General features: G+C 55.0%; 20 protein-coding genes, 1 rRNA gene and 2 pseudogenes. 2 read left to right on the forward strand and 21 right to left on the reverse strand.

Annotation, left to right across the window (positions count from 1 at the left end; genetic code table 11):
- The first annotated feature begins 141 nt into the window (after positions 1-141).
- A 5S ribosomal RNA gene (gene rrf, locus BLU64_RS11700) occupies positions 142-257 on the forward strand.
- Positions 258-422: 165 nt separating this feature from the next.
- Here rrf and BLU64_RS11705 read toward each other — a convergent pair.
- The 8 genes and pseudogenes from BLU64_RS11705 to BLU64_RS11735 all read right to left on the reverse strand — a co-directional run bounded on the left by BLU64_RS11705 (position 423) and on the right by BLU64_RS11735 (position 7,913).
- A complete protein-coding gene (locus BLU64_RS11705; RefSeq protein ID WP_026743960.1) occupies positions 423-1,184 on the reverse strand; it encodes an amino acid ABC transporter ATP-binding protein in 762 nt (253 codons plus the stop codon).
- A gap of 8 nt (positions 1,185-1,192) precedes the next feature.
- A complete protein-coding gene (locus tag BLU64_RS11710) occupies positions 1,193-2,281 on the reverse strand; it encodes an amino acid ABC transporter permease (RefSeq protein WP_036153549.1) in 1,089 nt (362 codons plus the stop codon).
- 15 nt (positions 2,282-2,296) lie between these two features.
- Positions 2,297-2,851: pseudogene (locus BLU64_RS17885) on the reverse strand (ABC transporter permease subunit); the annotation flags it as partial.
- A gap of 71 nt (positions 2,852-2,922) precedes the next feature.
- A pseudogene (locus BLU64_RS17890) lies at positions 2,923-3,475 on the reverse strand (ABC transporter permease subunit); the annotation flags it as partial.
- 66 nt (positions 3,476-3,541) lie between these two features.
- The gene (locus tag BLU64_RS11720; RefSeq protein ID WP_026743963.1) at positions 3,542-4,567 is read right to left on the reverse strand and encodes an amino acid ABC transporter substrate-binding protein; all 1,026 of its coding nucleotides are present in this window, start codon (positions 4,565-4,567) and stop codon (positions 3,542-3,544) included.
- Positions 4,568-5,026: 459 nt separating this feature from the next.
- Positions 5,027-5,692 carry an amino acid ABC transporter permease gene (locus BLU64_RS11725; RefSeq protein WP_026743964.1) on the reverse strand — a complete coding sequence of 222 codons (666 nt, stop codon included), beginning with the start codon at positions 5,690-5,692 and terminating at the stop codon, positions 5,027-5,029.
- A gap of 23 nt (positions 5,693-5,715) precedes the next feature.
- Positions 5,716-6,486 carry an amino acid ABC transporter substrate-binding protein gene (locus tag BLU64_RS11730; RefSeq protein WP_026743965.1) on the reverse strand — a complete coding sequence of 257 codons (771 nt, stop codon included), beginning with the start codon at positions 6,484-6,486 and terminating at the stop codon, positions 5,716-5,718.
- A 251-nt stretch (positions 6,487-6,737) separates the two neighbouring features.
- On the reverse strand, positions 6,738-7,913 hold the full coding sequence (locus tag BLU64_RS11735) for a uroporphyrinogen decarboxylase/cobalamine-independent methonine synthase family protein (protein ID WP_074728814.1): 1,176 nt from the start codon (positions 7,911-7,913) through the stop codon (positions 6,738-6,740).
- Between the two features lie 344 nt (positions 7,914-8,257).
- Here BLU64_RS11735 and BLU64_RS11740 point away from each other — a divergent pair, with 344 nt between their 5' ends.
- The gene (locus BLU64_RS11740) at positions 8,258-8,707 is read left to right on the forward strand and encodes an RcnB family protein (RefSeq protein WP_026743967.1); all 450 of its coding nucleotides are present in this window, start codon (positions 8,258-8,260) and stop codon (positions 8,705-8,707) included.
- 103 nt (positions 8,708-8,810) lie between these two features.
- Here BLU64_RS11740 and BLU64_RS11745 read toward each other — a convergent pair whose 3' ends face one another.
- The 13 genes from BLU64_RS11745 to acuI form a co-directional block, all read right to left on the reverse strand.
- Positions 8,811-9,152, reverse strand: a complete 342-nt coding sequence (locus BLU64_RS11745) for a YkvA family protein (protein WP_026743968.1) — start codon at positions 9,150-9,152, stop codon at positions 8,811-8,813.
- Positions 9,153-9,348: 196 nt separating this feature from the next.
- Entirely contained in the window at positions 9,349-9,645 is a 297-nt protein-coding gene (fis, locus tag BLU64_RS11750; protein WP_012883002.1) for a DNA-binding transcriptional regulator Fis, read from the reverse strand.
- A gap of 23 nt (positions 9,646-9,668) precedes the next feature.
- Positions 9,669-10,634, reverse strand: coding sequence for a tRNA dihydrouridine synthase DusB (gene dusB / locus BLU64_RS11755; RefSeq protein ID WP_036153551.1), 966 nt, complete (start codon positions 10,632-10,634; stop codon positions 9,669-9,671).
- Between the two features lie 372 nt (positions 10,635-11,006).
- Positions 11,007-12,176 carry an alpha/beta hydrolase family protein gene (locus tag BLU64_RS11760; RefSeq protein WP_244888425.1) on the reverse strand — a complete coding sequence of 390 codons (1,170 nt, stop codon included), beginning with the start codon at positions 12,174-12,176 and terminating at the stop codon, positions 11,007-11,009.
- Positions 12,140-13,027: a 50S ribosomal protein L11 methyltransferase gene (gene prmA, locus BLU64_RS11765; RefSeq protein WP_026743971.1), complete on the reverse strand. Its 888-nt coding sequence runs from the start codon at positions 13,025-13,027 to the stop codon at positions 12,140-12,142. Before prmA ends, BLU64_RS11760 begins: the two co-directional genes overlap by 37 nt.
- Positions 13,028-13,036: 9 nt before the next feature.
- The gene (gene panF / locus BLU64_RS11770; protein WP_074728816.1) at positions 13,037-14,488 is read right to left on the reverse strand and encodes a sodium/pantothenate symporter; all 1,452 of its coding nucleotides are present in this window, start codon (positions 14,486-14,488) and stop codon (positions 13,037-13,039) included.
- Positions 14,481-14,720, reverse strand: coding sequence for a YhdT family protein (locus tag BLU64_RS11775; protein WP_026743973.1), 240 nt, complete (start codon positions 14,718-14,720; stop codon positions 14,481-14,483). Before BLU64_RS11775 ends, panF begins: the two co-directional genes overlap by 8 nt.
- A gap of 268 nt (positions 14,721-14,988) precedes the next feature.
- Positions 14,989-16,332 carry an acetyl-CoA carboxylase biotin carboxylase subunit gene (accC, locus tag BLU64_RS11780; protein WP_026743974.1) on the reverse strand — a complete coding sequence of 448 codons (1,344 nt, stop codon included), beginning with the start codon at positions 16,330-16,332 and terminating at the stop codon, positions 14,989-14,991.
- An 11-nt stretch (positions 16,333-16,343) separates the two neighbouring features.
- Positions 16,344-16,808 (reverse strand): acetyl-CoA carboxylase biotin carboxyl carrier protein, encoded by a 465-nt coding sequence (gene accB / locus BLU64_RS11785; protein ID WP_074728818.1) that lies wholly within the window; start codon positions 16,806-16,808, stop codon positions 16,344-16,346.
- A 21-nt stretch (positions 16,809-16,829) separates the two neighbouring features.
- Positions 16,830-17,282, reverse strand: coding sequence for a type II 3-dehydroquinate dehydratase (gene aroQ, locus BLU64_RS11790; protein WP_026743976.1), 453 nt, complete (start codon positions 17,280-17,282; stop codon positions 16,830-16,832).
- Between the two features lie 229 nt (positions 17,283-17,511).
- A complete protein-coding gene (msrQ, locus tag BLU64_RS11795; protein ID WP_026743977.1) occupies positions 17,512-18,111 on the reverse strand; it encodes a protein-methionine-sulfoxide reductase heme-binding subunit MsrQ in 600 nt (199 codons plus the stop codon).
- A 34-nt stretch (positions 18,112-18,145) separates the two neighbouring features.
- Positions 18,146-19,147: a protein-methionine-sulfoxide reductase catalytic subunit MsrP gene (gene msrP / locus BLU64_RS11800; RefSeq protein WP_074728819.1), complete on the reverse strand. Its 1,002-nt coding sequence runs from the start codon at positions 19,145-19,147 to the stop codon at positions 18,146-18,148.
- 343 nt (positions 19,148-19,490) lie between these two features.
- Complete coding sequence (acuI, locus tag BLU64_RS11805; protein WP_026743979.1) at positions 19,491-20,468, reverse strand: acrylyl-CoA reductase (NADPH); 978 nt, start codon at positions 20,466-20,468, stop codon at positions 19,491-19,493.
- Positions 20,469-20,545: the final 77 nt, after the last annotated feature.

Raw genomic sequence — 20,545 nt, forward strand, 5'->3', positions numbered from 1 at the left:
CTAACCAGTACTAATGACCCGAGAGGCTTAACCTTACAACACCGAAGGTGTTTTTAGAGAGACGAGATTCAGCTTGTTCAAAGATTGGTTCTGGTGGTTGCACGGGAAGAGAGTGTAACGGCTGGAATGAAACAGAATTTGCCTGGCGGCGATAGCGCGGTGGTCCCACCTGACCCCATGCCGAACTCAGCAGTGAAACGCCGTAGCGCCGATGGTAGTGTGGGGTCTCCCCATGTGAGAGTAGGGAACTGCCAGGCATCAAATCAGTAGAAACCCTCAGCGCAAGCTGGGGGTTTTTGCGTTGGGGCGAAAAAGAAAAAAGCGACCACCCCGCAAGGTAGATATCGGCAGCCCGGCAGGCCAGACTGTTATGCCCAAACAGCTAATTAAGGCTCATTCTACGAATGAGCCTTAATAAATGGTTAGTGCAGAATCTGCGCCAGGAAAGACTGAGTACGTTCCGATCGCGGATTGGAGAAGAAGATCTCCGGCGGCGCCTGTTCGACGATCTCACCCTGATCCATAAAGATCACCCGGTTAGCAACTGTGCGAGCGAATCCCATTTCATGGGTGACGCACAGCATAGTCATACCGTCTTCGGCCAAACCAAGCATGGTATCCAGCACCTCTTTGACCATTTCAGGATCTAACGCCGAGGTAGGCTCATCGAACAGCATGATCTTGGGTCTCATACACAGCGAACGCGCGATAGCGACACGCTGTTGTTGGCCTCCGGAGAGTTGTCCTGGATACTTATGCGCATGGGCCGAAATGCGCACGCGTTCCAGATAATGCATCGCCAGCGCATCGGCCTCTTTTTTCGGTATGCGATGTACCCAGTTAGGTGCCAGCGTACAGTTTTGCAAAACGGTGAGATGCGGGAAAAGATTGAAGTGTTGGAACACCATGCCAACTTCCGTTCTGATTTTTTCAACGTTGCGGCTGTCGCTATTCAGCTCGATGCCATCGACAACAATTCGTCCTTTCTGATGTTCTTCCAGATGGTTGATACAGCGGATCGTCGTTGATTTTCCCGAACCTGACGGGCCACATAGGACAATACGCTCACCTTGTTTCACCTGAAGGTTGATGTCTTTAAGTACGTGAAAATGACCGTACCACTTATTCACGTTTTCCAGCGTAATCATGTAGTCAGCGGATTGTGTTAACGCATTCTGATTCATGGATGACCTCAATGAGACTTATGTCCGGTATCAAACCGTTTTTCCAAATGTTGGCTATAGCGCGACATGCTGAAACAGAAGATCCAATAGATCAGCGCGGCGAAGACGTAGCCTTCGGTAGACATGCCCAACCAAGCGGGATCGACTGTGGCCTGCTGGATACTGCTGAACAGATCGAATAGTCCGATGATGATTACCAGACTGGTATCTTTGAACAGCGAGATGATGGTATTGACCAGACCGGGGATAACCATTTTTAGCGCCTGAGGCAGGATGACCAGAAACTGCATCCGCCAATAGCCTAATGCCAGCGACTGTGCTGCTTCATACTGTCCTTTCGGCAACGCTTGAAGGCCGCCTCGTACCACTTCGGCCACATAGGCGGATTGGAACAGAATGACTCCCACTAAGGCGCGTAACAGTTTGTCTATGTTAGTCCCTTCCGTCAGGAACAGCGGCAGCATCACCGAGGACATGAACAGCACGGTGATCAGCGGTACGCCACGCCAGAATTCAATAAATCCAATGCATAGCATACGGACGATAGGCATTTCCGAGCGTCGGCCCAGCGCCAGCAAGATCCCGAGCGGCAAAGCGCCCGCAATCCCCACGGCGGCGATAATGATGGTGAGTGTGAGTCCGCCCCATTGGCGTGTTTCCACGTGAGGCATCCCACCAAATCCGCCGGACAGCAGCCCCCAGGCGATGAGTGGGTAGACAATGCACCATCCGGCGATATAACGGCCGCGATGCGGCACCTGTTTCCAGAACATGGGGAAAATGCTCAACAGCGCCAGCACCAGCGCGAAGTTGATTCGCCAAATCTCTTCAGTGGGGTAGAGGCCATACATAAAGTGGCTGAAGCGGGCGTGAATAAACACCCAGCAGGCCCCTTCGCGGGTACAGTCATTGCGGGTTGCGCCCAACCAGTTGGCGTCGAAGACCGCCCAGTTCAGAAGTGGCGGCACCCCTTTCCACAGCAGCCAAAGGCAGAAAAGGGTCAGCAGGCTGTTGGGGAGGCTGGAAAACAAATTCCGTCGAACCCATGCGATGGCGCTGCTAACAGGCATCGGGCGATTTGGTGTATGTGAAATCATGTTCACCCTGCTCCTCTAGCGCTCAATTAAGGCGATTTTGCGGTTATAGATATTCATCAGCAGCGAGATGAGCAGGCTGATAATCAGGTAGACCGACATCGTCATGGCAATCGTCTCAATCGCTTGACCGGTCTGATTCAGGACCGTACCGGCAAACAGCGACACCATATCCGGGTAACCAATCGCAGCAGCGAGAGAGGAGTTCTTCACAATATTCAGGTACTGGCTGGTCAGCGGCGGAATGATGACGCGCATTGCTTGAGGCAGGATGACCTTGCGTAGTGTGATCGCTTTTGGCAGGCCAAGCGATAGCGCTGCTTCATGCTGGCCGTGCGATACCGATTGAATACCAGAACGGATGATTTCGGCAATGAAGGAGGAGGTATAAACTGAAAGCGCCAGCGCTAGCGCAGCGAGTTCCGGGATCATGACCAGACCGCCGTTGAAGTTAAACCCTCTCAATACCGGGAGTTCCCAGCTCAATGCACCACCAAAGGTGATGTGCGCCAAGCCCAGCAGTAGTGCAAGGATCAGCAATGGCCACGGCCAGTTTCTTCGATAGACGCCAGTTTCAAGGTGATAGCGCTGATTTATGCGAACGATGAGAACGGTCGCGAGTGCGGTAATAACCACGGCGATTAGGGCTGGAAGGGCGCCAGGCCCGAAATCCGCCGCCGGGATATACAATCCGCGGTTACTCAAAAACACTGCATCCAGCGTACTAACCGCCTGGCGAGGCCCCGGGAGATTGCGTAGTACCGCAAAGTACCAGAAGAAGATCTGCAGCAGAGGCGGAATATTGCGGAACGTTTCGATATAGAAGGTGGATAGCTTACGGAGCAGCCAGTTATCAGACAGCCGGGCCAGACCGACCATAAATCCTAACAAGGAAGCGCAGACAATACAGATGGCTGACACCAACAGCGTATTCAGCAAGCCGACGACGAAGACGCGGGCGTACGTATCGCCCTGCTGATAGTCGATGAGATGCTGGACAATACCAAATCCTGCGGAGTTATCCAGAAAAGCAAAGCCGGACGTAATGCCACGTTGCGCCAAATTAGTAATGGTGTTGTGCAACAGATAGGCTGCGAAAGACAGTACGACGACGACAGCGATAATTTGGTACAGCCAGGCGCGCACCGCAGGATTAGTCAGTGATAAATCACCTTTTACGGTTGGGCGTTGCAGCATGATGAAGCCTCGGTAGCAGTCAAACGGGAGCACGGCGACAAGGCCGTGCCCGATTTACTTGGGGGATTAACGAACGGCGGGCGCGTATTGAATACCGCCATTGGTCCACAATTCGTTCAGTCCGCGTTTGATTTTCAATTCGCTGCCCATACCGACGTTGCGCTCAAATATTTCGCCGTAGTTACCGACCTGTTTAATAATTTTGTAGGCCCAGTCAGCGGGTAATTTGAGATCTTTTCCGTAATTGCCTTCTTTGCCGAGCAGATGAGCCATATCCGGTGTTGTCGGTTTTGCCAGCATCTGGTCGACGTTCTGAGAGGTGACCCCCATCTCTTCCGCGTTCAGCATGGCGAACAGGCTCCAGCGCACGATGGAAAACCACTCTTCGTCTCCACGGCGAACGACCGGTCCCAGCGGTTCCTTGGAGATGACTTCAGGCAGCACGATGTATTCGTTGGGATTAGCCAATTTGATGCGCAATGCATACAACTGAGACTGGTCGGAAGACAGCGTGTCGCAGCGTCCGGACTCCAGCGCTTTGGCGCTCTCATCGGAGCGGTCGAAGGTCACCGGCGTGTACTTCATGCCATGAGTTTTGAAATAGTCGGCGACGTTCAGTTCGGTATCGGTCCCCGCCTGAATACACACCGTCGCGCCGTCCAGCTCCGTCGCGCTTTTCAGCCCGGCTTTGTTGTGGGTCAGGAAACCGATGCCGTCATAATAGGTGACGCCGGTGAACAGCATGCCCATGCCCGCGTCACGCGAAGAGGTCCATGTCGTGTTGCGGGACAGCAGGTCCACTTCGCCTGACTGCAGCGCCGTAAAACGTTCTTTGGCGGTCAGCGGGGTATATTTCACCTTGTCGGCATCGCCGAAAACGGCAGCCGCGACGCCCCTGCAAACATCCACATCAATACCGGCATATTTGCCGCTGGCATCGGCATAGGAAAAACCCGGCAAGCCATCGCTGATACCGCATTGGACAAAGCCTTTTTTCTGTATGGCGTCCAGCGTGGCGCCAGCATGGGCCTGTTGCATCGCCGTCAGAAGAGAAGCGCCTGCGACCAGCGTAGAAATGAACAATTTTTTCATCATCTTATGTGCCTAATGAGTTGTGTGCTGTGGTAATGGACGCAGCGTTGCGTCCGTCCTGTCTGCCGGCGCCGTCATTTGGATATTGGGCCGTGACGTGATTAAGCAAAACTAATGCCAATCCGTGACGGATGCTCTCTGGCTGACGGCGGGGAGTTTTGTGAGGGAGGACACAAAACTTGCAATGTATTGCACCAATATAATCACGGCGCTCAAAAAAATTGCCTGTATTTGGTGCGAAACGACCTCATTGGCGGATTTAGCAGAATGCCGCGATCTTAACCAGTGCATCGCCAAGGTGTTTGTTGTCTTTTTTAGTGCAACTTGTTACTGAATTGCTGGATGAGCGGCGCGGGTAGGGTTGAAGGACGAGACTATGGCGGGCGGGTGAAAGAGATGAATATCAGTAAAATAAAGGAGTTATTCGGCCCTCCGCATCGCGGAAGGCCGGGCGCCATGTCAACGAACGTTATGCCGTTGATAAAAGCGTTCCAAGCGCGTCTGCGCTTTGCTGAGAATGGTACAAAACAGAAGGTAAATAATGGCGGCTTCGACGTAGAGAATGAGCGGTTCATAGGTGACGGAGACGATGCGCTGAGCGGCAAGAAACATCTCCGGCACGGTGATGACGGCAGCCAACGAGGTATCTTTGATCAGAGAGATAAAGGTATTCGATAGTGGGGGAAGGGACACAAATACCGATTGGGGAAAAATGACCCATCGAATAGCCTGAGTTCCCTTCATGCCTAGCGAGTAGGCGGCGTTCCACTGTCCCTGAGGCACGGACAGTATGGCTCCACGTACAATCTCGGAACTATAAGCCCCTACATTAAGGGTGAAACCGATCAGCGCGGCTGGAAATGCGTCCAGAGTGATCCCGGCGCTGGGTAGCCCATAAAAAATCAAAAACAGCTGCACCAGCAGCGGCGTGCCGCGAATGACCCAGACGTAAAAATCGGCAATCCATTTCAGCGGACGAGGCCCGTAAAGCCGGATCAAGGCGACGACGATCCCGAGCGCCAGCCCGAGAATGAAGGAGATAATGGCGAGGGGAACGGTGAACTTCAGTCCAGCAGAAAGCAGACTCCAAAAGGAGTCTGCCATAAGTTGTAGCCAGGGTGGCATCTAACACTCCGATATCTTTGCGGTTACTGGGAAACATCTTCCCCGAAGTATCGCACAGAAATCGTTTTATACGTGCCATCCGCTTTCATCTGGTCCAGCGCGTGGTTAATTGCCTCGACCAGCGGGGTTTGTCCTTTACGCACCAGAATGGCGGACGGATCGCCGCTTTCAGCGGTGGCGGCGACTTTGACTTTCGCATCCGGCTTCTGTTTTTTGAAGTCGAGGAATGACAGATTGTCGTTCAGCGTCGCATCGGCGCGGCCGCTCATCACCAGGTCCAGCGATTGGTTAAACCCATCGGTAGGGACGATATCCGCGCCGTACCGCGTCGCTAGCTTCGAATAATTACTGGTCAGACTTTGTGCGGACTTATGACCTTTGAGATCTTTAAACGTCTTGATCGTGGTGTTGTCGTTGCGGACAACCAGCACAGACTTCGCATCAATATAGGGTTTGGAGAAATCGAATTTCACCTGACGTTCAGGCGTGATACCGACCTGATTAACGACGGCGTCATAGCGGCCTGCGCTCAGCCCGGCGATCAATCCGTCCCAACGTCCTTCGACGAACTCGGCTTTAACGCCGATTTTCTCGGCCACTGCACGGCCTATTTCCACATCAAAACCGACCAATTTCCCCGATTTATCGTGATAGGTATAGGGAGCATAGGTCCCTTCCGTACCGAATTTCATGACCCCCGCGGCCTTAATGGTGCTGAGATCGTCCTGCGCCTGTACCAGAGCACTGGTGACAAGTAACGCGCCAGTCAGTAATGCAACGCTGATTTTTTTCATCGTGGTTCCTACAAAGACGGGAGAGAGCAACCGGCATGCTTATGAGGCCGAGCGGCGAGAATCTACGTGATATCACCACGCATTGCTAATCACATAAGGTGATGGTTTATAGCAACAAAGCATAAATATAGTGGTGCGCGGCGGTTTTTTCCACAACGGGGGAGCCGTTGGTGCTGGCGTGAGGATAAATAAAGAAAAAGGGACGGATAATCCGTCCCTTCGAGCCTGGCGTGATGGCGATGAGCTGTCCGTTAACCCCAGACGGCGTCAGCGATCTCTTTGACCAACGCAATTTTCGCCCACTGCTGCGTTTCGGTGATCTCGTTGCCTTCTTCCGTTGAGGCAAAGCCGCACTGAGTGCTGAGGCACAGGCGTTCCAGCGGTATGAATTGGGAGGCTTCCTTGATGCGGTCAATGACCGCCTGTTTGTCTTCCAGTTCGCCGAACTTGGAAGAGATCAACCCCAGAATCACCTGTTTATCGCCAGACACCTGAGCCAGCGGAGAGAAGTCGCCAGCGCGTTCGGTATCGAACTCGAGATAGTAGGCGGAAACATTTTCACGGGCGAACAGCACGCTCGCTACTGGCTGGTAACCACCGCTGGCGGCCCAAGATGAGGCATAGTTGCCGCGGCACACGTGCGTCGTCAGCACCAAATCTTCCGGCGCGCCTTCCACGCTCGCATTGTTGACCTTCAGATACAGCTCGGCCAGCGTGTGTACTTTGCTGCCTTCAACCGGTTCTGCGTGATGCCCGCAGCCGCAGCTTGTGGAGTTCGGCGTATCGGCGCCGCCGCCGCCCGCGAATTTCGGGTCGACCAGCATGCCCCAGGTGCAGTCATCCAGCTGTAGGTTACGGCATCCCGCCGCATACAGCTCTGTGATAAAGGTTCGGTAGGCCTTGGCGATATCCTGAACCAGCGCATCTTCAGTTGGGTAAAACTCCAGCGTCTTGGCTTTATTGTCAGGACGCTGCAGCTCGGCCAGAAACTGTGCCGCGGAAGGTACGGTCAGTCGCGGTATAATGCCAGGCTCTGCGAACTGGAGCAGGAATTTAAAATGTTCGACGAACGGATGGTTCTCGCCGGAGATCTTACCCGAGAGGTGCGCGGTTTCCGGACGGGTTTCCTTGTCGGCAAACGCGTAGCCTTTGGCGATGAGTTTTTTTTCCACCCCGTTAAGGCCCCACATGAAATCGAGGTGCCACCAGCTACGACGGAATTCGCCGTCGGTAATCACCTGCAAACCGGCTGCTTTTTGTTTATCGACCAGTTCGGTGATCGCTTTGTCTTCAACGGCCCGAAGCGCGTCGGCGGAAAGGTTACCCTGGGAAAATTGTGCCCTGGCATCATGCAGATATTGTGGTCGAAGATAGCTTCCTACTACGTCGGCACGAAAGGGGGGGCGTCGCGTTTGAATGGTTGTCATGAATATAAATGCCTTATTAATTATTTTAGTGGGCAGAGATTATCATGGAACTAATCCCCTCATGAGATGAAATTCTCTCAACGTGATTGAGAGAATTTCACGTTGGGCGGCGTGCGGAACCGAGCGATATATTCATCGACTAGACTGTGGGTATGAACGTGGAGCGGTGGGAAAGGGCGAAAATGACGCGAAGGTGTGCTGATGTGTTAAGAATTCGATAAGCAGGGTAAAACTAGTTAAGAAAGCACGATTTAAGACATTTCGTTATTCAAGACTGCCGTAGTGTGGACGATAGTGCTGTGTAATCTGCTTACTAAAGGCAGGACCATTCGAGGAAGTCAGTTATGAAAAAAATTACGTTGGCTATGGTAATGACGGTTTTTACCGCAAGTAGCCTGCTCTCAACCGTTTCTTTTGCAGCGGGTCCGGATCATCAGGACGGTAAGCAATGGCAGCAGGGACCGGGAAGCCAGCAGCATGGCGGCCATGACGGCAATCGTGGCGGTCAAGCGAACCGCGGCGGACATGGCGAACCAGGCCGGCAGCAGTCACACGTACAGCGCGGAGGCGACCGTGACCACTTTGTCTCCCATGGTCACGATTTCAGAAGGGGCAAACCGGCTCCGGCTCGTTATCGCGGCAATGATTATCGTGTCAACGACTGGCGCGCTCGCGGCTTGAGACAGCCGCCGTCAGGCCAGCATTGGGCTTACATCGACGGCAACTATGTGCTGATTGCCGCCGCGACGGGTGTGATCACCTCGATTATTCTCAACAGCGCCCTGCAACATTAATGTTAACAAGTGCCGGAGCGAGTCTCCGGCACCGCTTATCCCGCTTTTTTTCTCCCGCCCTTATCCGCGCGACTTGTCAGTTCGACAACGTCGGCGTCGATGATTAGCCGAACCAGTCTGCGAGTTTATCGCGGGTCTGCCGTTTGACCTCTTCGTTGATGTACAGGCTGACGGTGCCCATAGCCCCGGCAAGAACGCCCAGATCGTCTGTGAAACCCACCACCGGCAGCGCATCCGGAATGGCATCGACGGGCAGGACGAAGTAAGCCAAAGCGGCGTAGATGGTCGTTTTGGCCCATACCGGCGTATCAGGCCGTTGTGCGGCGTAATAGAGCCATAGCGCTTTTTCAATCACTTCGCGCCCGGCCTTTTTGGCGTAGCCGACTATTTTCGTCCAAAAGCGCGTTTCATTGAAATCGTCTGCCTGAGTGAACTTATTTACCATCGGTTTTCGCTCCTGGTCAGTGGCTCTGTTCATCGCGTGTTGCTGTCTCTCATTGTCGTCCTATCGGTCGACGTTTGGCGTCACGCGGATGACTTCATTATGGCAAAGAGCAGGGCGAATCGGCGGGAAAAGGGCACAAAAAAGGCGCTGATGATGGTTCATCAACGCCTTGTGAAAATACGGATGCCGAACGTTATCAGTTCATGCCGTATTTTTTCAGTTTCTTACGCAAAGTGCCGCGGTTGATACCCATCATCAGTGCTGCACGGGTCTGGTTGCCGCGAGTATATTGCATCACCATGTCCAACAGTGGTTGCTCTACTTCAGCCAGTACCAGCTCATACAAGTCATTCACATCCTGACCGTTCAGTTGAGCAAAATAGTTCTTCAGTGCCTGTTTAACCGAGTCGCGCAGGGGTTTTTGGGTTACCTGAGCCTGAGAGTTTACGGTGGAAACGGTCAGTACGTCAGAATTCACGCGTTGTTCGAACATAGTTCTGTCAGCTCTTTTTCTGTTTACGCAAGATTTTCAAAATATGCCTCCAACGCCTCCAGCTGTTCGCTGGCATCCTCAATGGCGTTGAATGTGCGCCTAAACTGGTCGTCCGGGGCATGTTCCTGGAGATACCAGGAAACGTGCTTACGAGCGATACGGAATCCCTTGCCTGGACCATAAAAGTCATGCAATTCCCGTATATGCCCGATCAGCAAGCGCTTCACCTCTGCCAATGGCATCGGCGGCAGCAGCTCCCCTGTGTCCAGATAATGCTGGATTTCCCGAAAGATCCAGGGTCTTCCCTGAGCGGCCCGTCCTATCATCAGGGCATCGGCCCCGGTGTAATCGAGAACCGCTCTGGCTTTATGCGGGTCAGTAATGTCGCCATTCGCAATGATGGGAATGCCGACGGCCTGCTTAACTGTCCGAATGCTGTCGTACTCGGCCTCGCCATTGAACAAGCACGTACGTGTTCGTCCATGAATGGTGAGAGCCTGGATACCACAATCTTCAGCCAATCTGGCAATTTGTACACAGTTGCGGTGCTCTGGAGACCAGCCCGTACGAATTTTCAGCGTCACCGGTACGTCTACCGCTTCCACCACCGCCGTCAGAATCTGTTTCACCAGATCAGGATGCTGCAGTAATGCAGACCCCGCCATCTTGCGGTTCACTTTCTTGGCTGGACATCCCATATTGATGTCGATGATTTGCGCGCCGAACTCAGCATTGATGCTGGCCGCCGCCGCCATCTCCCCTGGATCGCAGCCAGCAATCTGCACGGCTCTGATACCAGGTTCATCGCTATGCACCATGCGCAAGCGGGACTTGTCCGAACGCCACACTTCCGGATTGGAAGAGAGCATTTCGGACACTGTCATTCCAGCGCCCATCATGTGACAGAGTGCTCTGAATGGGCGATCGCTAATACCAGCCATCGGGGCGGCTATCAAACGATTGGGAAGCTGAAATTGTCCAATGTGCATAGACAAAGAGTGACCATACTGTGTCTGCAAGGGCGCGTATATTACGCATTTTTCACGCGATAGGAAAGGCCAAACTTTGAGCAATTACGCGGAACAGATCAATAAAATGGCGTTTCATCAAAAGAAATTTTCATTTTAACGATACATATCATGTGGTTATGTGAATCCCCACTCTGTGGGCCACGCAGTCGACAAGGGCTTATTAGAAGTGAAAAGACCGTAAAGATGCGGCATCAGGGAGCGATTCATGGGGCAATGAAGGCAATTGGTAGTGAAAAATGCATCATATTCAGTGGAAAGAGGAGCATTCTATCGGTCTGGCGACGGCACTAGAATGCTCCTGATTTCTGTCATTGCCGTGGCGGCAGGTTCCTATTCTTGGTCGATTTCGTCTATCGCCGCGTCAATTTCGTGGCTGATGTGTTCGATGTCAGCGGGAGAAAATTCGATGTCCGGCTGCTCCCCGGTATCACGCAGAATTTTTTGGGCAATGAGACGTGTGACCGGCAGGATGATAGAAAAGTGGTCGCCGTGCGGCACGCTATAGGCATGAAAGGACACGCCCGCGTTTTGTGCATCCTTCTCCATCTGGGGCAATGAATATTCCCAGTAATTATCGCTGCCTTCAAAATAGTAAGTCGGCGATTTGAGGTGCGTGATAAAAGTGCGAGGGGAGCGCAGGTAAAACTCACGCGAATTTTGGGTGTTGAAGGATGGGCCGACGGCGGTGGGGCCGCGACTCAATCTCAATTCTAAATCAGGCACGCCCCCAAGTGAAAACGCTGCGCGGAAACCATGTTGATACTCGTTTCCCAAAAGCGTCATCGTCCCGCCTGTGCTGTGGCCGGCGAGATATATGCGGTCGGGGTCGACGTAAGGAAGTTTAGCCAGATAGTCTCTCGCGGCATGTAAATCGTTAATCTCGCCATAAAACATCTCGAACTTGCCGGGATTGTCATTTTCTCCACGCCAGCTTGGCATCATCGTAACGATGCCGGCCTCTGGGAATGCGCGACCGCTTTGATCGTTGTCGGCGTCCTGAGGTTCCCAAAGGAAGCTTCCTATGCCGCCATAACCTCCGTGGGCCCACACCACGGCCGGATGTCGCTTGCCGTCTTTGGGATCGGGCGTCAGATAGGCGACCAGTTCACCCACGGGCGACGGATATTGTACGGTCTTATACCGCTTCACTGGCGGCGTCTCAGCCTTGCCGTCGGGTTGCAGCGTATCTTTGACCAGCTCGGTCTGAAAACCGGCTCGAGCCTGCGAGAGATCGATATCGCTCAATGGATAGTGCGCGCTAACGGCGGATGTCCCGGCGGCGAACAGCCCCGCCGCCAGCAGAATGGGTTTCAAGTTGCTATAAATCACTGCAATATTCCTTTTGTCGTCAAATAGCCTGACTACCACTGTGTCATGCGGTGTGTGGTTAAACCGGTGAGGAGAAGGGAATGATAAAGAAGCGGAACGCGCGGAATGGCGTCCCGCCAAGGCTTCAGGCGCGTTTACAGCGCCTTTCTGATACCGGTAATTCGGCACCACTCTTCTTTTTCCGCCACAGGATCCAGCGTGAACTTATCCTGATAGGCTTCTGATACGTTCGCGGCCTGTGTCGCTAGCACGCCGGAGAGGCCCAGATGACCACCCGCATTAGGTAATGCGCCGATCAGCGGAGCCAGTTCCCGCAGAGGGCCTGCCAGTATGTTGGCGACGACGACGTCGGCGGAAAGCGCTTCCGGCTGGTCTTGCGGCAGGTACAGCTCCAGACGCTCGGACACGCCATTGCGCTGGGCATTATCGCGGCTGGCCTGAATGGCCTGCGGGTCGATATCGATGCCGATGGCGCGGGCGGCGCCCAGCTTCAGCGCCGCGATGGCCAGAATGCCGGAGCCACAGCCGAAGTCGATGACGGTTTTCCCTTGCAGGTCGAGACCGTCCAGCCATTGCAGGCACAGCGCGGTGGTAGGATGCGTGCCGGTGCCGAAGGCCAGACCGGGGTCCAGCATCACGTTGACCGCCTCCGGATCGGGGATATCACGCCAGCTGGGGCAAATCCACAAGCGCTTGCCGAACTGCATCGGATGGAAATTATCCATCCATTCACGTTCCCAGTCTTTATCTTCTAACTGCTCGATTTTGTGTTTGAAACCCGCGCCCAGCAGCGGTTCCTGTTCCAGGATCGCGACGACGGCCTTCATGTCGGTCTCGGCGTCGTACAGACCGATCACGTCGGTATCGCCCCACAGGCGCGTTTCGCCCGGCAGCGGCTCGAACACCGGCGTGTCATGAGTGTCCTGAAAGGTGACGGACACCGCGCCGCTTTCGACCAGCGCGTCTCCCAGGGGTTCGGCATGTGCGCCGGAAGTATTAATTTTGAGTTGAATCCACGGCATAACGGCCTCTTACTTAACGTCGGATGAAGTAACGGCGGCGGGCGCGGCGTGCCCGAACCGGTTACCAATAATAAATGCCAGCAGGCTTAATGCCAGTGCGGGGACGATCGGATGAAATCCGCCCCATTGGATCTTGAAGCTGGCCAGCAGGGTATAACAGAGCGCACCCCCTATCATGGCGCACAGCGCGCCCGTCGCGTTGGCGCGTTCCCAGTACAGTCCCAGTACCAGCGGCCACAGGAACACGGCCTCCAGTCCGCCGAACGCCAGCAGATTGAGCCAGATAATCATTTCAGGCGGTCGCCAGGAGGCCAGCAGCACCAACAGTCCCAGCACCAGCGTGGTCAGGCTGGACAGGTGTTTGATGTATCTTTCGTTGCTGGCCCGCTGAGGGCGGACGCTGAGATACAAATCTTTGACGATGGTGGCCGATGCCTGCAGCAAATGCGCATTGATGTTGGACATAATCGCCGCCATCGGCGCCGCCAGAAAAATACCGGCGGCCAGCGGAGGCAGAACGGCGATCATCAGCTCAGGCAGAACCTGGTCGGGGATAGTGAGGTTGGGCAGAATCGCTCTCCCCAATGCTCCTGCCAGATGCATGCCGAGCATCAGAACGGTAATGACGAGGGTGCCGATGATGATGCCGCGGTGCAGCGCTTTACTGTCCCGATAGGAGATACAGCGTACCGCCGTGTTCGGCAGGCCGATAACGCCAAAGCACACCAGCAGCCAGAACGAGGTCATGAACGGTCCGGACAGCACATCGCCGGGACCGTGCGGAGAGACCAGCGCCGGGTCGATATGACGCAGTTTTTCCACTGCGACGGGCAGGCCGCCCGCGGCATAAATCACGCCGACCACCAGCAGCAACGTCCCCACCAACATCACGATGCCCTGCATGGCGTCATTGAGCACGCTGGCCCGGAAGCCGCCGAAAGCGGTATACAGCGCGATGGTGACGCCGAAGATCAACAGCCCGGTGTCATAAGGAATGCCGACCGCGGTTTCGAGCAGACGAGCCCCGCCGATAAACTGTACGGCCATGGCGCCGATGAAGGCGACCAGAAGACTGAGGCTGGCGAACCAGACCAGCAGCCGACTGCCGTAGCGGGCGTATAACATATCGTTGAGCGTGATCGCGTTATAGCGCCGCGCCAGAATCGCGAACTTTTTTCCCAGAATGCTGAGCGAGAGCAGCATGGTCGGCACCTGGATCATCGCCAGCAGTACCCAGCCAAGTCCATATTTATAAGCGGCGCCGGGACCGCCGATGAAAGAGCTGGCGCTCACGTAGGTCCCAATCAATGTCATGGCCAGCACGAAGCCGCCCATCGATCGGTTGCCGAGAAAATATTCACGCAGGAAATTGCCTTGCTGGCGGCGGGTATAGGCGTAAACGGACAGCCCGAAGACCAGCAGCAGGTAGGCGATCAGCGGAATGACGATCTGGCTATGCATCCTCATCCTCCAGCGAGATATCGCGGAACAGATGGCGGACCATCAGCCAGCATAGAATGATGAAGGCCAGCGGCAGCAGCAGGCACGACATCTCGAACCAGTGCGGCAGTCCGGTGATGCCGGATTCGTTACCTGGCAGATACGCGGCGGCAATCCACAGCAGCAGGTAACCCAGCGTCAGGCCGAGCGCCCAGCGCGCTTCCCGGTGTGCCTGAAGAAAACGTTTATCCATCTTGTTATACAACCCAATTGGTATTCATCAGTAAGCGTGTGCAAAACAGGGGATTTTACGGTATGTGAGCGCATTGCCTAGCAGGAATTCACGTTCAGGTGCGGATAGCTGGAGATAAACCGGTGCGTTTCTGAATGCGGGAAGGATGCAGAAAAAGCAGTAATCGACTGAATACTCGTTATTTTTATCTTTTATCACGGGGGCGAAAAGACAAGGCCGGTCGACTGCCTGAAAGCGATCGACCGGCCTTTATCTCGTCTGCGGCGTGTTACTGCAGGCCGAGTTTCTTCTCCAGATAGTGGATGTTGGTGCCACCATGCTGGAAGTTTTCGTCGTTCAGGATCTTCAACTGCAGCTCGATGTTCGTCTTGATGCCGTCGATGATCAGTTCCGCCAGCGCATTACGCATACGGGAGATCGCCACGTCGCGGCTTTCGCCATAGGTAATCAGCTTGCCGATCATGGAGTCGTAATAAGGAGGCACGGTATAGCCTGCATAGATGTGCGATTCCCAACGAACGCCAAAACCGCCCGGCGCGTGGAAACGCGTGATTTTACCCGGACTAGGCAGGAAGGTGTTGGGGTCTTCCGCATTGATACGACACTCGACCGCATGGCCGCGGACATGCACTTCTTCCTGTTTGATCGACAGCGGCAGACCGGCGGCGATGCGCAGCTGCTCTTTGATCAGGTCCACGCCAGTGACCATTTCGGTGACGGGATGTTCCACCTGAATACGGGTGTTCATTTCTATGAAATAGAATTCGCCGTTTTCATACAGGAATTCGAACGTACCGGCGCCGCGATAGTTGATGTCCACGCAGGCCTTGGCGCAGCGTTCGCCGATGTAACGGCGCAGTTCGCTGGTGATGCCCGGCGCTGGCGCTTCTTCCAGCACTTTCTGGTGGCGACGCTGCATGGAGCAGTCACGCTCAGCCAGATAGATCGCCTGGCCCTGACCGTCCGCCAGTACCTGAATTTCCACGTGGCGTGGGTTTTCCAGGTATTTTTCCATGTAGACCATATCGTTGTTGAACGCGGCCTTGGCTTCCGCCTTGGTCATGGAAATGGACTGTTCCAGCTCTTTATCGCTGCGGACGACGCGCATACCGCGTCCGCCGCCGCCGCCGGAAGCTTTGATAATCACCGGGTAACCGATGCGTTTAGCAAAGGCGCGGTTCTTTTCCATATCGTCGCCCAGAGGACCATCGGAACCAGGAACGCAGGGAACGCCGGCTTTTTTCATCGCGCTGATCGCGGACACTTTATCGCCCATCAGGCGAATGGTGTCAGCGCGAGGGCCGATAAAGATAAAGCCGGAGCGCTCAACCTGTTCGGCGAAGTCGGCGTTTTCGGACAAGAAGCCGTAACCGGGGTGGATGGCCACCGCGCCGGTAATTTCAGCGGCGGAGATCAATGCGGGAATGTTCAGGTAGCTTTTGGTGGACGGCGCAGGGCCGATGCACACCGTTTCGTCAGCCAGCAATACGTGTTTCAGGTCGCGATCCGCCGTGGAGTGCACGGCGACGGTTTTGATGCCCAGCTCTTTGCAGGCACGCAAAATACGCAACGCGATCTCACCACGGTTAGCGATAACAATTTTATCTAGCATGGTACGCCCCGTTATTCGATGACAACCAGCGGCTCGTCAAATTCAACCGGTTGACCGCTTTCCAACAGAATGGCTTTCACCACGCCTGCTTTATCTGCTTCGATTTGGTTCATCATTTTCATGGCTTCGACGATGCACAGCGTATCGCCGACGTTAACCTGCTGGCCGACTTCCACAAACGCTTTCGCTTCCGGGCTTGGCGTACGGTAGAACGTCCCTACCATCGGCGAACGTACGATGTGACCGCTGATTGCGGCGGGTGCTGCGGCGACTTCGGCTACCGGCGTTTCGGCCACGGTAGCGGTCAGTGCAGGCTGAGGCTGCATCGGCGCATAGGCCTGCTGCATCATCGGATAGGGCTGTGCAGCGGGGGAACGGCTGATGCGTACTGACTCTTCACCTTCGGAAATTTCCAGTTCGGCGATGCCGGATTCTTCAACCAGTTCAATCAGTTTCTTGATTTTACGAATATCCATGAATGGGGTTCCGTACTCTTGTTAATTGGAAATTGACAGGCGTTTTACGGCCGTCTGTAAAGCGTAGCTATAACCATCTGCACCCAGGCCACAAATGACCCCGACTGCCACATCGGACAGATAGGAGTGGTGGCGGAAGGGTTCACGCGCATGCACGTTAGACAGATGAATTTCGATAAAGGGGATGGCGACCGCCAGCAGCGCATCCCGCAGCGCAACGCTGGTATGGGTATACGCCGCTGGGTTGATCAGAATGAAGTCGGTGTTGCCTCTGGCCTGATGAATGCGGTCGATCAGCGTGTGCTCTGCGTTGGACTGCAGATGCGACAGCTGAACGTTCAGCGCCAGTGCTTCTTGTTCCAATCCGTTAACGATTTCCGTCAACGTGGTACGGCCATACTTCTCAGGCTCGCGGGCGCCCAGAAGATTCAGATTCGGACCGTTCAAAAGCAAAATGTTGAACTTATCTACCATTATGCTGCTATCTCCCGCGATTCGCTTGGTGCTGCACAAAATAGCGCGAAGCTATTCGTTTGTCACCTTTCTAGGCGCAAATTGTCCGATGCCTAAAAACAAAGTCGTGCATTATAATCATTTCGTTGCAATTAGCAGCCATATAGTGGCTTTATCTGCGGAGATATTCATCTCAGCTTCCTTTCCGCCCCGTTTCGGCGCTTTTATCACACCGCTAGACCCCGGAGCTTCAGCGCCACCACTGGCGAAATTTTTTATAACGCATCAGTAACAAAATGAGGGCGAGAAGAGTATAGAAAATAGGTTGCGGAGACAACGTTTTAACCGACCAAATGTAGTGGATAGGGGCAAGAATAGCGACGAGATAAAGCGTGTTATGCAATTTTTGCCAGCGAGATCCCAACTTGCGCATCATGGCCTGCGTGGACGTCAGCGCCAGCGCCAGCAGGAATATCCAGCTGACAATGCCGAGCGTGAGATAGGGGCGGGAGAAAAGCTCGCTGACCAGCAGCGAAAGGTGACTGAGTCCCCATTCCAACAGCGCGTAGCTCGTCAGATGCAGCGTCGCCCAGGCGAAGCACCACAGGCCGACGGGCCGTCGACAGCGGATTAGCAGCGGCTGTTTGCCATAGCGCGCCAACGGCGCTATCGCCAGGGCGGCCAATAGCCATTTCAGCGCGATTCTGCCGGTAAAATGCTGGATATCCTTCGCCGGATCGGCGCTCAGCCATCCCTGGTTCGCGGTCAGAAACAGCCACAGTAGCGGCAATATTCCCGCCAGATGAATCAGTACCTTAATCCAAAACAGGTGTCGGGGGTGCAAACGCATTCGACGCTGACTCCACGTGTTGGGCTCGAATAATTTAGAAGTTCGCCCGCAAATCCAGACCGCGGTACAACGAGGCCACCTCGTCTGCATACCCGTTGAACAGCAGGGTCGGTTGCCGCTGCACATCGAGAATACCGCCCGCGCCGATCACCCGTTCCGTCGCCTGCGACCAGCGTGGATGGTCCACGTGCGGGTTCACGTTGGCATAAAAACCATATTCGTTCGGCGCCGATAAGTTCCAGGTCGAGGGAGGTCGTTCGTGCGTGAAGCGGATTTTCACGATGGATTTAATGTTTTTGAATCCGTATTTCCACGGCGCCATCAGCCTCAGCGGCGCGCCGTTTTGCGGCGGCAGCGTTTTGCCGTAAACGCCCACGGCCATCAGCGTCAGCGGGTTCATCGCTTCATCCATCCGCAGCCCTTCGACGTAAGGGTAATTCAGTCCCCCGCCGATAAAGCTGTCCTTTTGTCCCGGCATCTGTTCAGGATCGTAGAGCGTCTGAAACGCGACATAGCGCGCGTTGCCGGTAGGATTGGCGAATGCGATAAGTCGAGAAAGCGGAAAGCCGATCCAGGGCACAACCATCGACCAGGCCTCAACGCAGCGGAATCGATAGATGCGTTCTTCCAGCGGGAAGCGCTTGAGAATGTCGTCCATATCCAGCGTGATGGCTTTGGCGACTTCGCCGTCGATCTCGATTTTCCAGTCTTCGGTTTTCAGGCCGCCCGCGTTGGCCGCCGGGTCCGCCTTATCCAGTCCGAACTCGTAAAAGTTGTTGTAACCGATGACTTTGTCTTCCGGCGTGAGCGGCAGATCCAAGCGCCAGTTCGGCGGCTGATTGAAGGTCAGCGGTTTGCCCGGCGGGGCTTTAGGCCTTTCTCCGCCTTTGAGCCAGGACAGCAAGTCCGCCTGCGCGGACAGCGGTAACGAGAGGGCTGCGGTGGAGATGCCCAGAAACTTCAGCAGTTGGCGACGCTGGTGGAACAGGGCTTCCGGCGTGACATCTGCTTCGGTCGGCGTGCGATTTTTTTTCATGGTATTCCGCCTTTATGCCTGTGTGGTGACTCGATGCGCGGCGTTCAACTGGTGTACCACGGTATGGCTTGGGCCTATTTCTGTCGGCGTGATGGGCGCGGCCGTAAGAAAAGGGGGGCGAACTCCGCGAGTCAACGGGGTTATATCCGGTGTCTCTAAACCGTTTGCGCACGGCTCATCGTCAAAGGGATCGCTAGCAGGGTCCAAATGAGGCGGTTCTTAATATATAGATGATTCCGCCGCGGAGAGATTCCGTGCAATAAAGAAAATTTTTCTCTGTCTGAGCGTCATGCGAAGAGACCACCCGAATAGGGATGGTCTAAAAAGAATAGCCCTGGCGGGTTTAACGCAGCTTCACCAGAGTACGGCCCGTCACCCGGTTAGCGATGAGATCGGCGGCGGCGGCGGGCACCTCTGTCAACCGGATCTCTTTGACGACCTGGTGATAGAACGAGGCGGGCAGCAGTTCGGCCAGCCGTTCCCAGGCCTTTTGTCGGCGCGGCGGCGGCGCCATGACCGAATCCACGCCCTGTAGCCGCACGTTGCGCAGAATGAACGGCATGACGGTCGTCGGCAGCGCGATGCCTCCGGCCAGACCGCAAGCGGCGACCGTTGCGCCATAATTCATCTGCGCCAGCAGGGTCGCCAGCACGTTATCACCCACGGTATCGATAGCGCCGGCCCAGCGCTGTTTCTCCAGTGGACGCGGCGCGGTGGTAAATTCCTGTCGGTCGAGCACCTGACCTGCGCCCAGTTGCCGCAGGTAATCGGCGTTTTCCGTCCGTCCGCTCAGCGCGGTCACCTGATACCCTAGCGCATGAAGCAGCGCAATGGCGGTGCTGCCCACGCCGCCGCTGGCGCCGGTGACGATAATCTCGCCGTCTGCAGGCGTGACGCCGCCTTCTTCCAATGCCATGACGCACAGCATGGCGGTAAATCCTGCGGTGCCAATGATCATGGCCTGACGTGTCGAGAGTCCTTCAGGCAGCGCGACCAGCCAGTCGCTTTTCACCCGAGCCGACTGCGCGAGTCCGCCCCAATGATTCTCCCCGACGCCCCAGCCGGTCAGAATCACGGACTGCCCGACGACGAAAGCGTCGTCGTCGCTGCGGTGTACGGTTCCCGCGAAGTCAATGCCGGGTATCATGGGAAACTGGCGGACAATTTTTCCTTGGCCTGTGATAGCCAGCGCATCTTTATAGTTGATGCTCGACCAGGATACATCGACGGTCACGTTCCCTTCCGGCAGTTGCGTCGGGTCGATGGTGCGGACTTCAGGCACCGTTTTACCCTGGTGCTGTTCGAGAATCAGAGCCTGCATTGCATTACCTCCTTATCAGAGATCGAACAAATGGGTAGAGGGAAGTCAGGTAATGACTATATTGGTAATAGACATGA

The organism is Lonsdalea quercina, from assembly GCF_900107885.1.
In the GTDB taxonomy this organism is placed as follows: Bacteria; Pseudomonadota; Gammaproteobacteria; order Enterobacterales; family Enterobacteriaceae; genus Lonsdalea; species Lonsdalea quercina.

Bases quoted from the DNA above. Each gene is read 5' to 3' on its own strand.
- BLU64_RS11705 (WP_026743960.1), bottom strand. From the start codon at position 1,184: ATGAATCAGAATGCGTTAACACAATCCGCTGACTACATGATTACGCTG.
- BLU64_RS11710 (WP_036153549.1), bottom strand. From the start codon at position 2,281: ATGATTTCACATACACCAAATCGCCCGATGCCTGTTAGCAGCGCCATC.
- BLU64_RS11720 (WP_026743963.1), bottom strand. From the start codon at position 4,567: ATGAAAAAATTGTTCATTTCTACGCTGGTCGCAGGCGCTTCTCTTCTG.
- BLU64_RS11725 (WP_026743964.1), bottom strand. From the start codon at position 5,692: ATGCCACCCTGGCTACAACTTATGGCAGACTCCTTTTGGAGTCTGCTT.
- BLU64_RS11730 (WP_026743965.1), bottom strand. From the start codon at position 6,486: ATGAAAAAAATCAGCGTTGCATTACTGACTGGCGCGTTACTTGTCACC.
- BLU64_RS11735 (WP_074728814.1), bottom strand. From the start codon at position 7,913: ATGACAACCATTCAAACGCGACGCCCCCCCTTTCGTGCCGACGTAGTA.
- BLU64_RS11740 (WP_026743967.1), top strand. From the start codon at position 8,258: ATGAAAAAAATTACGTTGGCTATGGTAATGACGGTTTTTACCGCAAGT.
- BLU64_RS11745 (WP_026743968.1), bottom strand. From the start codon at position 9,152: ATGGTAAATAAGTTCACTCAGGCAGACGATTTCAATGAAACGCGCTTT.
- fis (WP_012883002.1), bottom strand. From the start codon at position 9,645: ATGTTCGAACAACGCGTGAATTCTGACGTACTGACCGTTTCCACCGTA.
- dusB (WP_036153551.1), bottom strand. From the start codon at position 10,634: ATGCACATTGGACAATTTCAGCTTCCCAATCGTTTGATAGCCGCCCCG.
- prmA (WP_026743971.1), bottom strand. From the start codon at position 13,027: ATGCCGTGGATTCAACTCAAAATTAATACTTCCGGCGCACATGCCGAA.
- panF (WP_074728816.1), bottom strand. From the start codon at position 14,488: ATGCATAGCCAGATCGTCATTCCGCTGATCGCCTACCTGCTGCTGGTC.
- BLU64_RS11775 (WP_026743973.1), bottom strand. From the start codon at position 14,720: ATGGATAAACGTTTTCTTCAGGCACACCGGGAAGCGCGCTGGGCGCTC.
- accC (WP_026743974.1), bottom strand. From the start codon at position 16,332: ATGCTAGATAAAATTGTTATCGCTAACCGTGGTGAGATCGCGTTGCGT.
- accB (WP_074728818.1), bottom strand. From the start codon at position 16,808: ATGGATATTCGTAAAATCAAGAAACTGATTGAACTGGTTGAAGAATCC.
- aroQ (WP_026743976.1), bottom strand. From the start codon at position 17,282: ATGGTAGATAAGTTCAACATTTTGCTTTTGAACGGTCCGAATCTGAAT.
- msrQ (WP_026743977.1), bottom strand. From the start codon at position 18,111: ATGCGTTTGCACCCCCGACACCTGTTTTGGATTAAGGTACTGATTCAT.
- msrP (WP_074728819.1), bottom strand. From the start codon at position 19,147: ATGAAAAAAAATCGCACGCCGACCGAAGCAGATGTCACGCCGGAAGCC.
- acuI (WP_026743979.1), bottom strand. From the start codon at position 20,468: ATGCAGGCTCTGATTCTCGAACAGCACCAGGGTAAAACGGTGCCTGAA.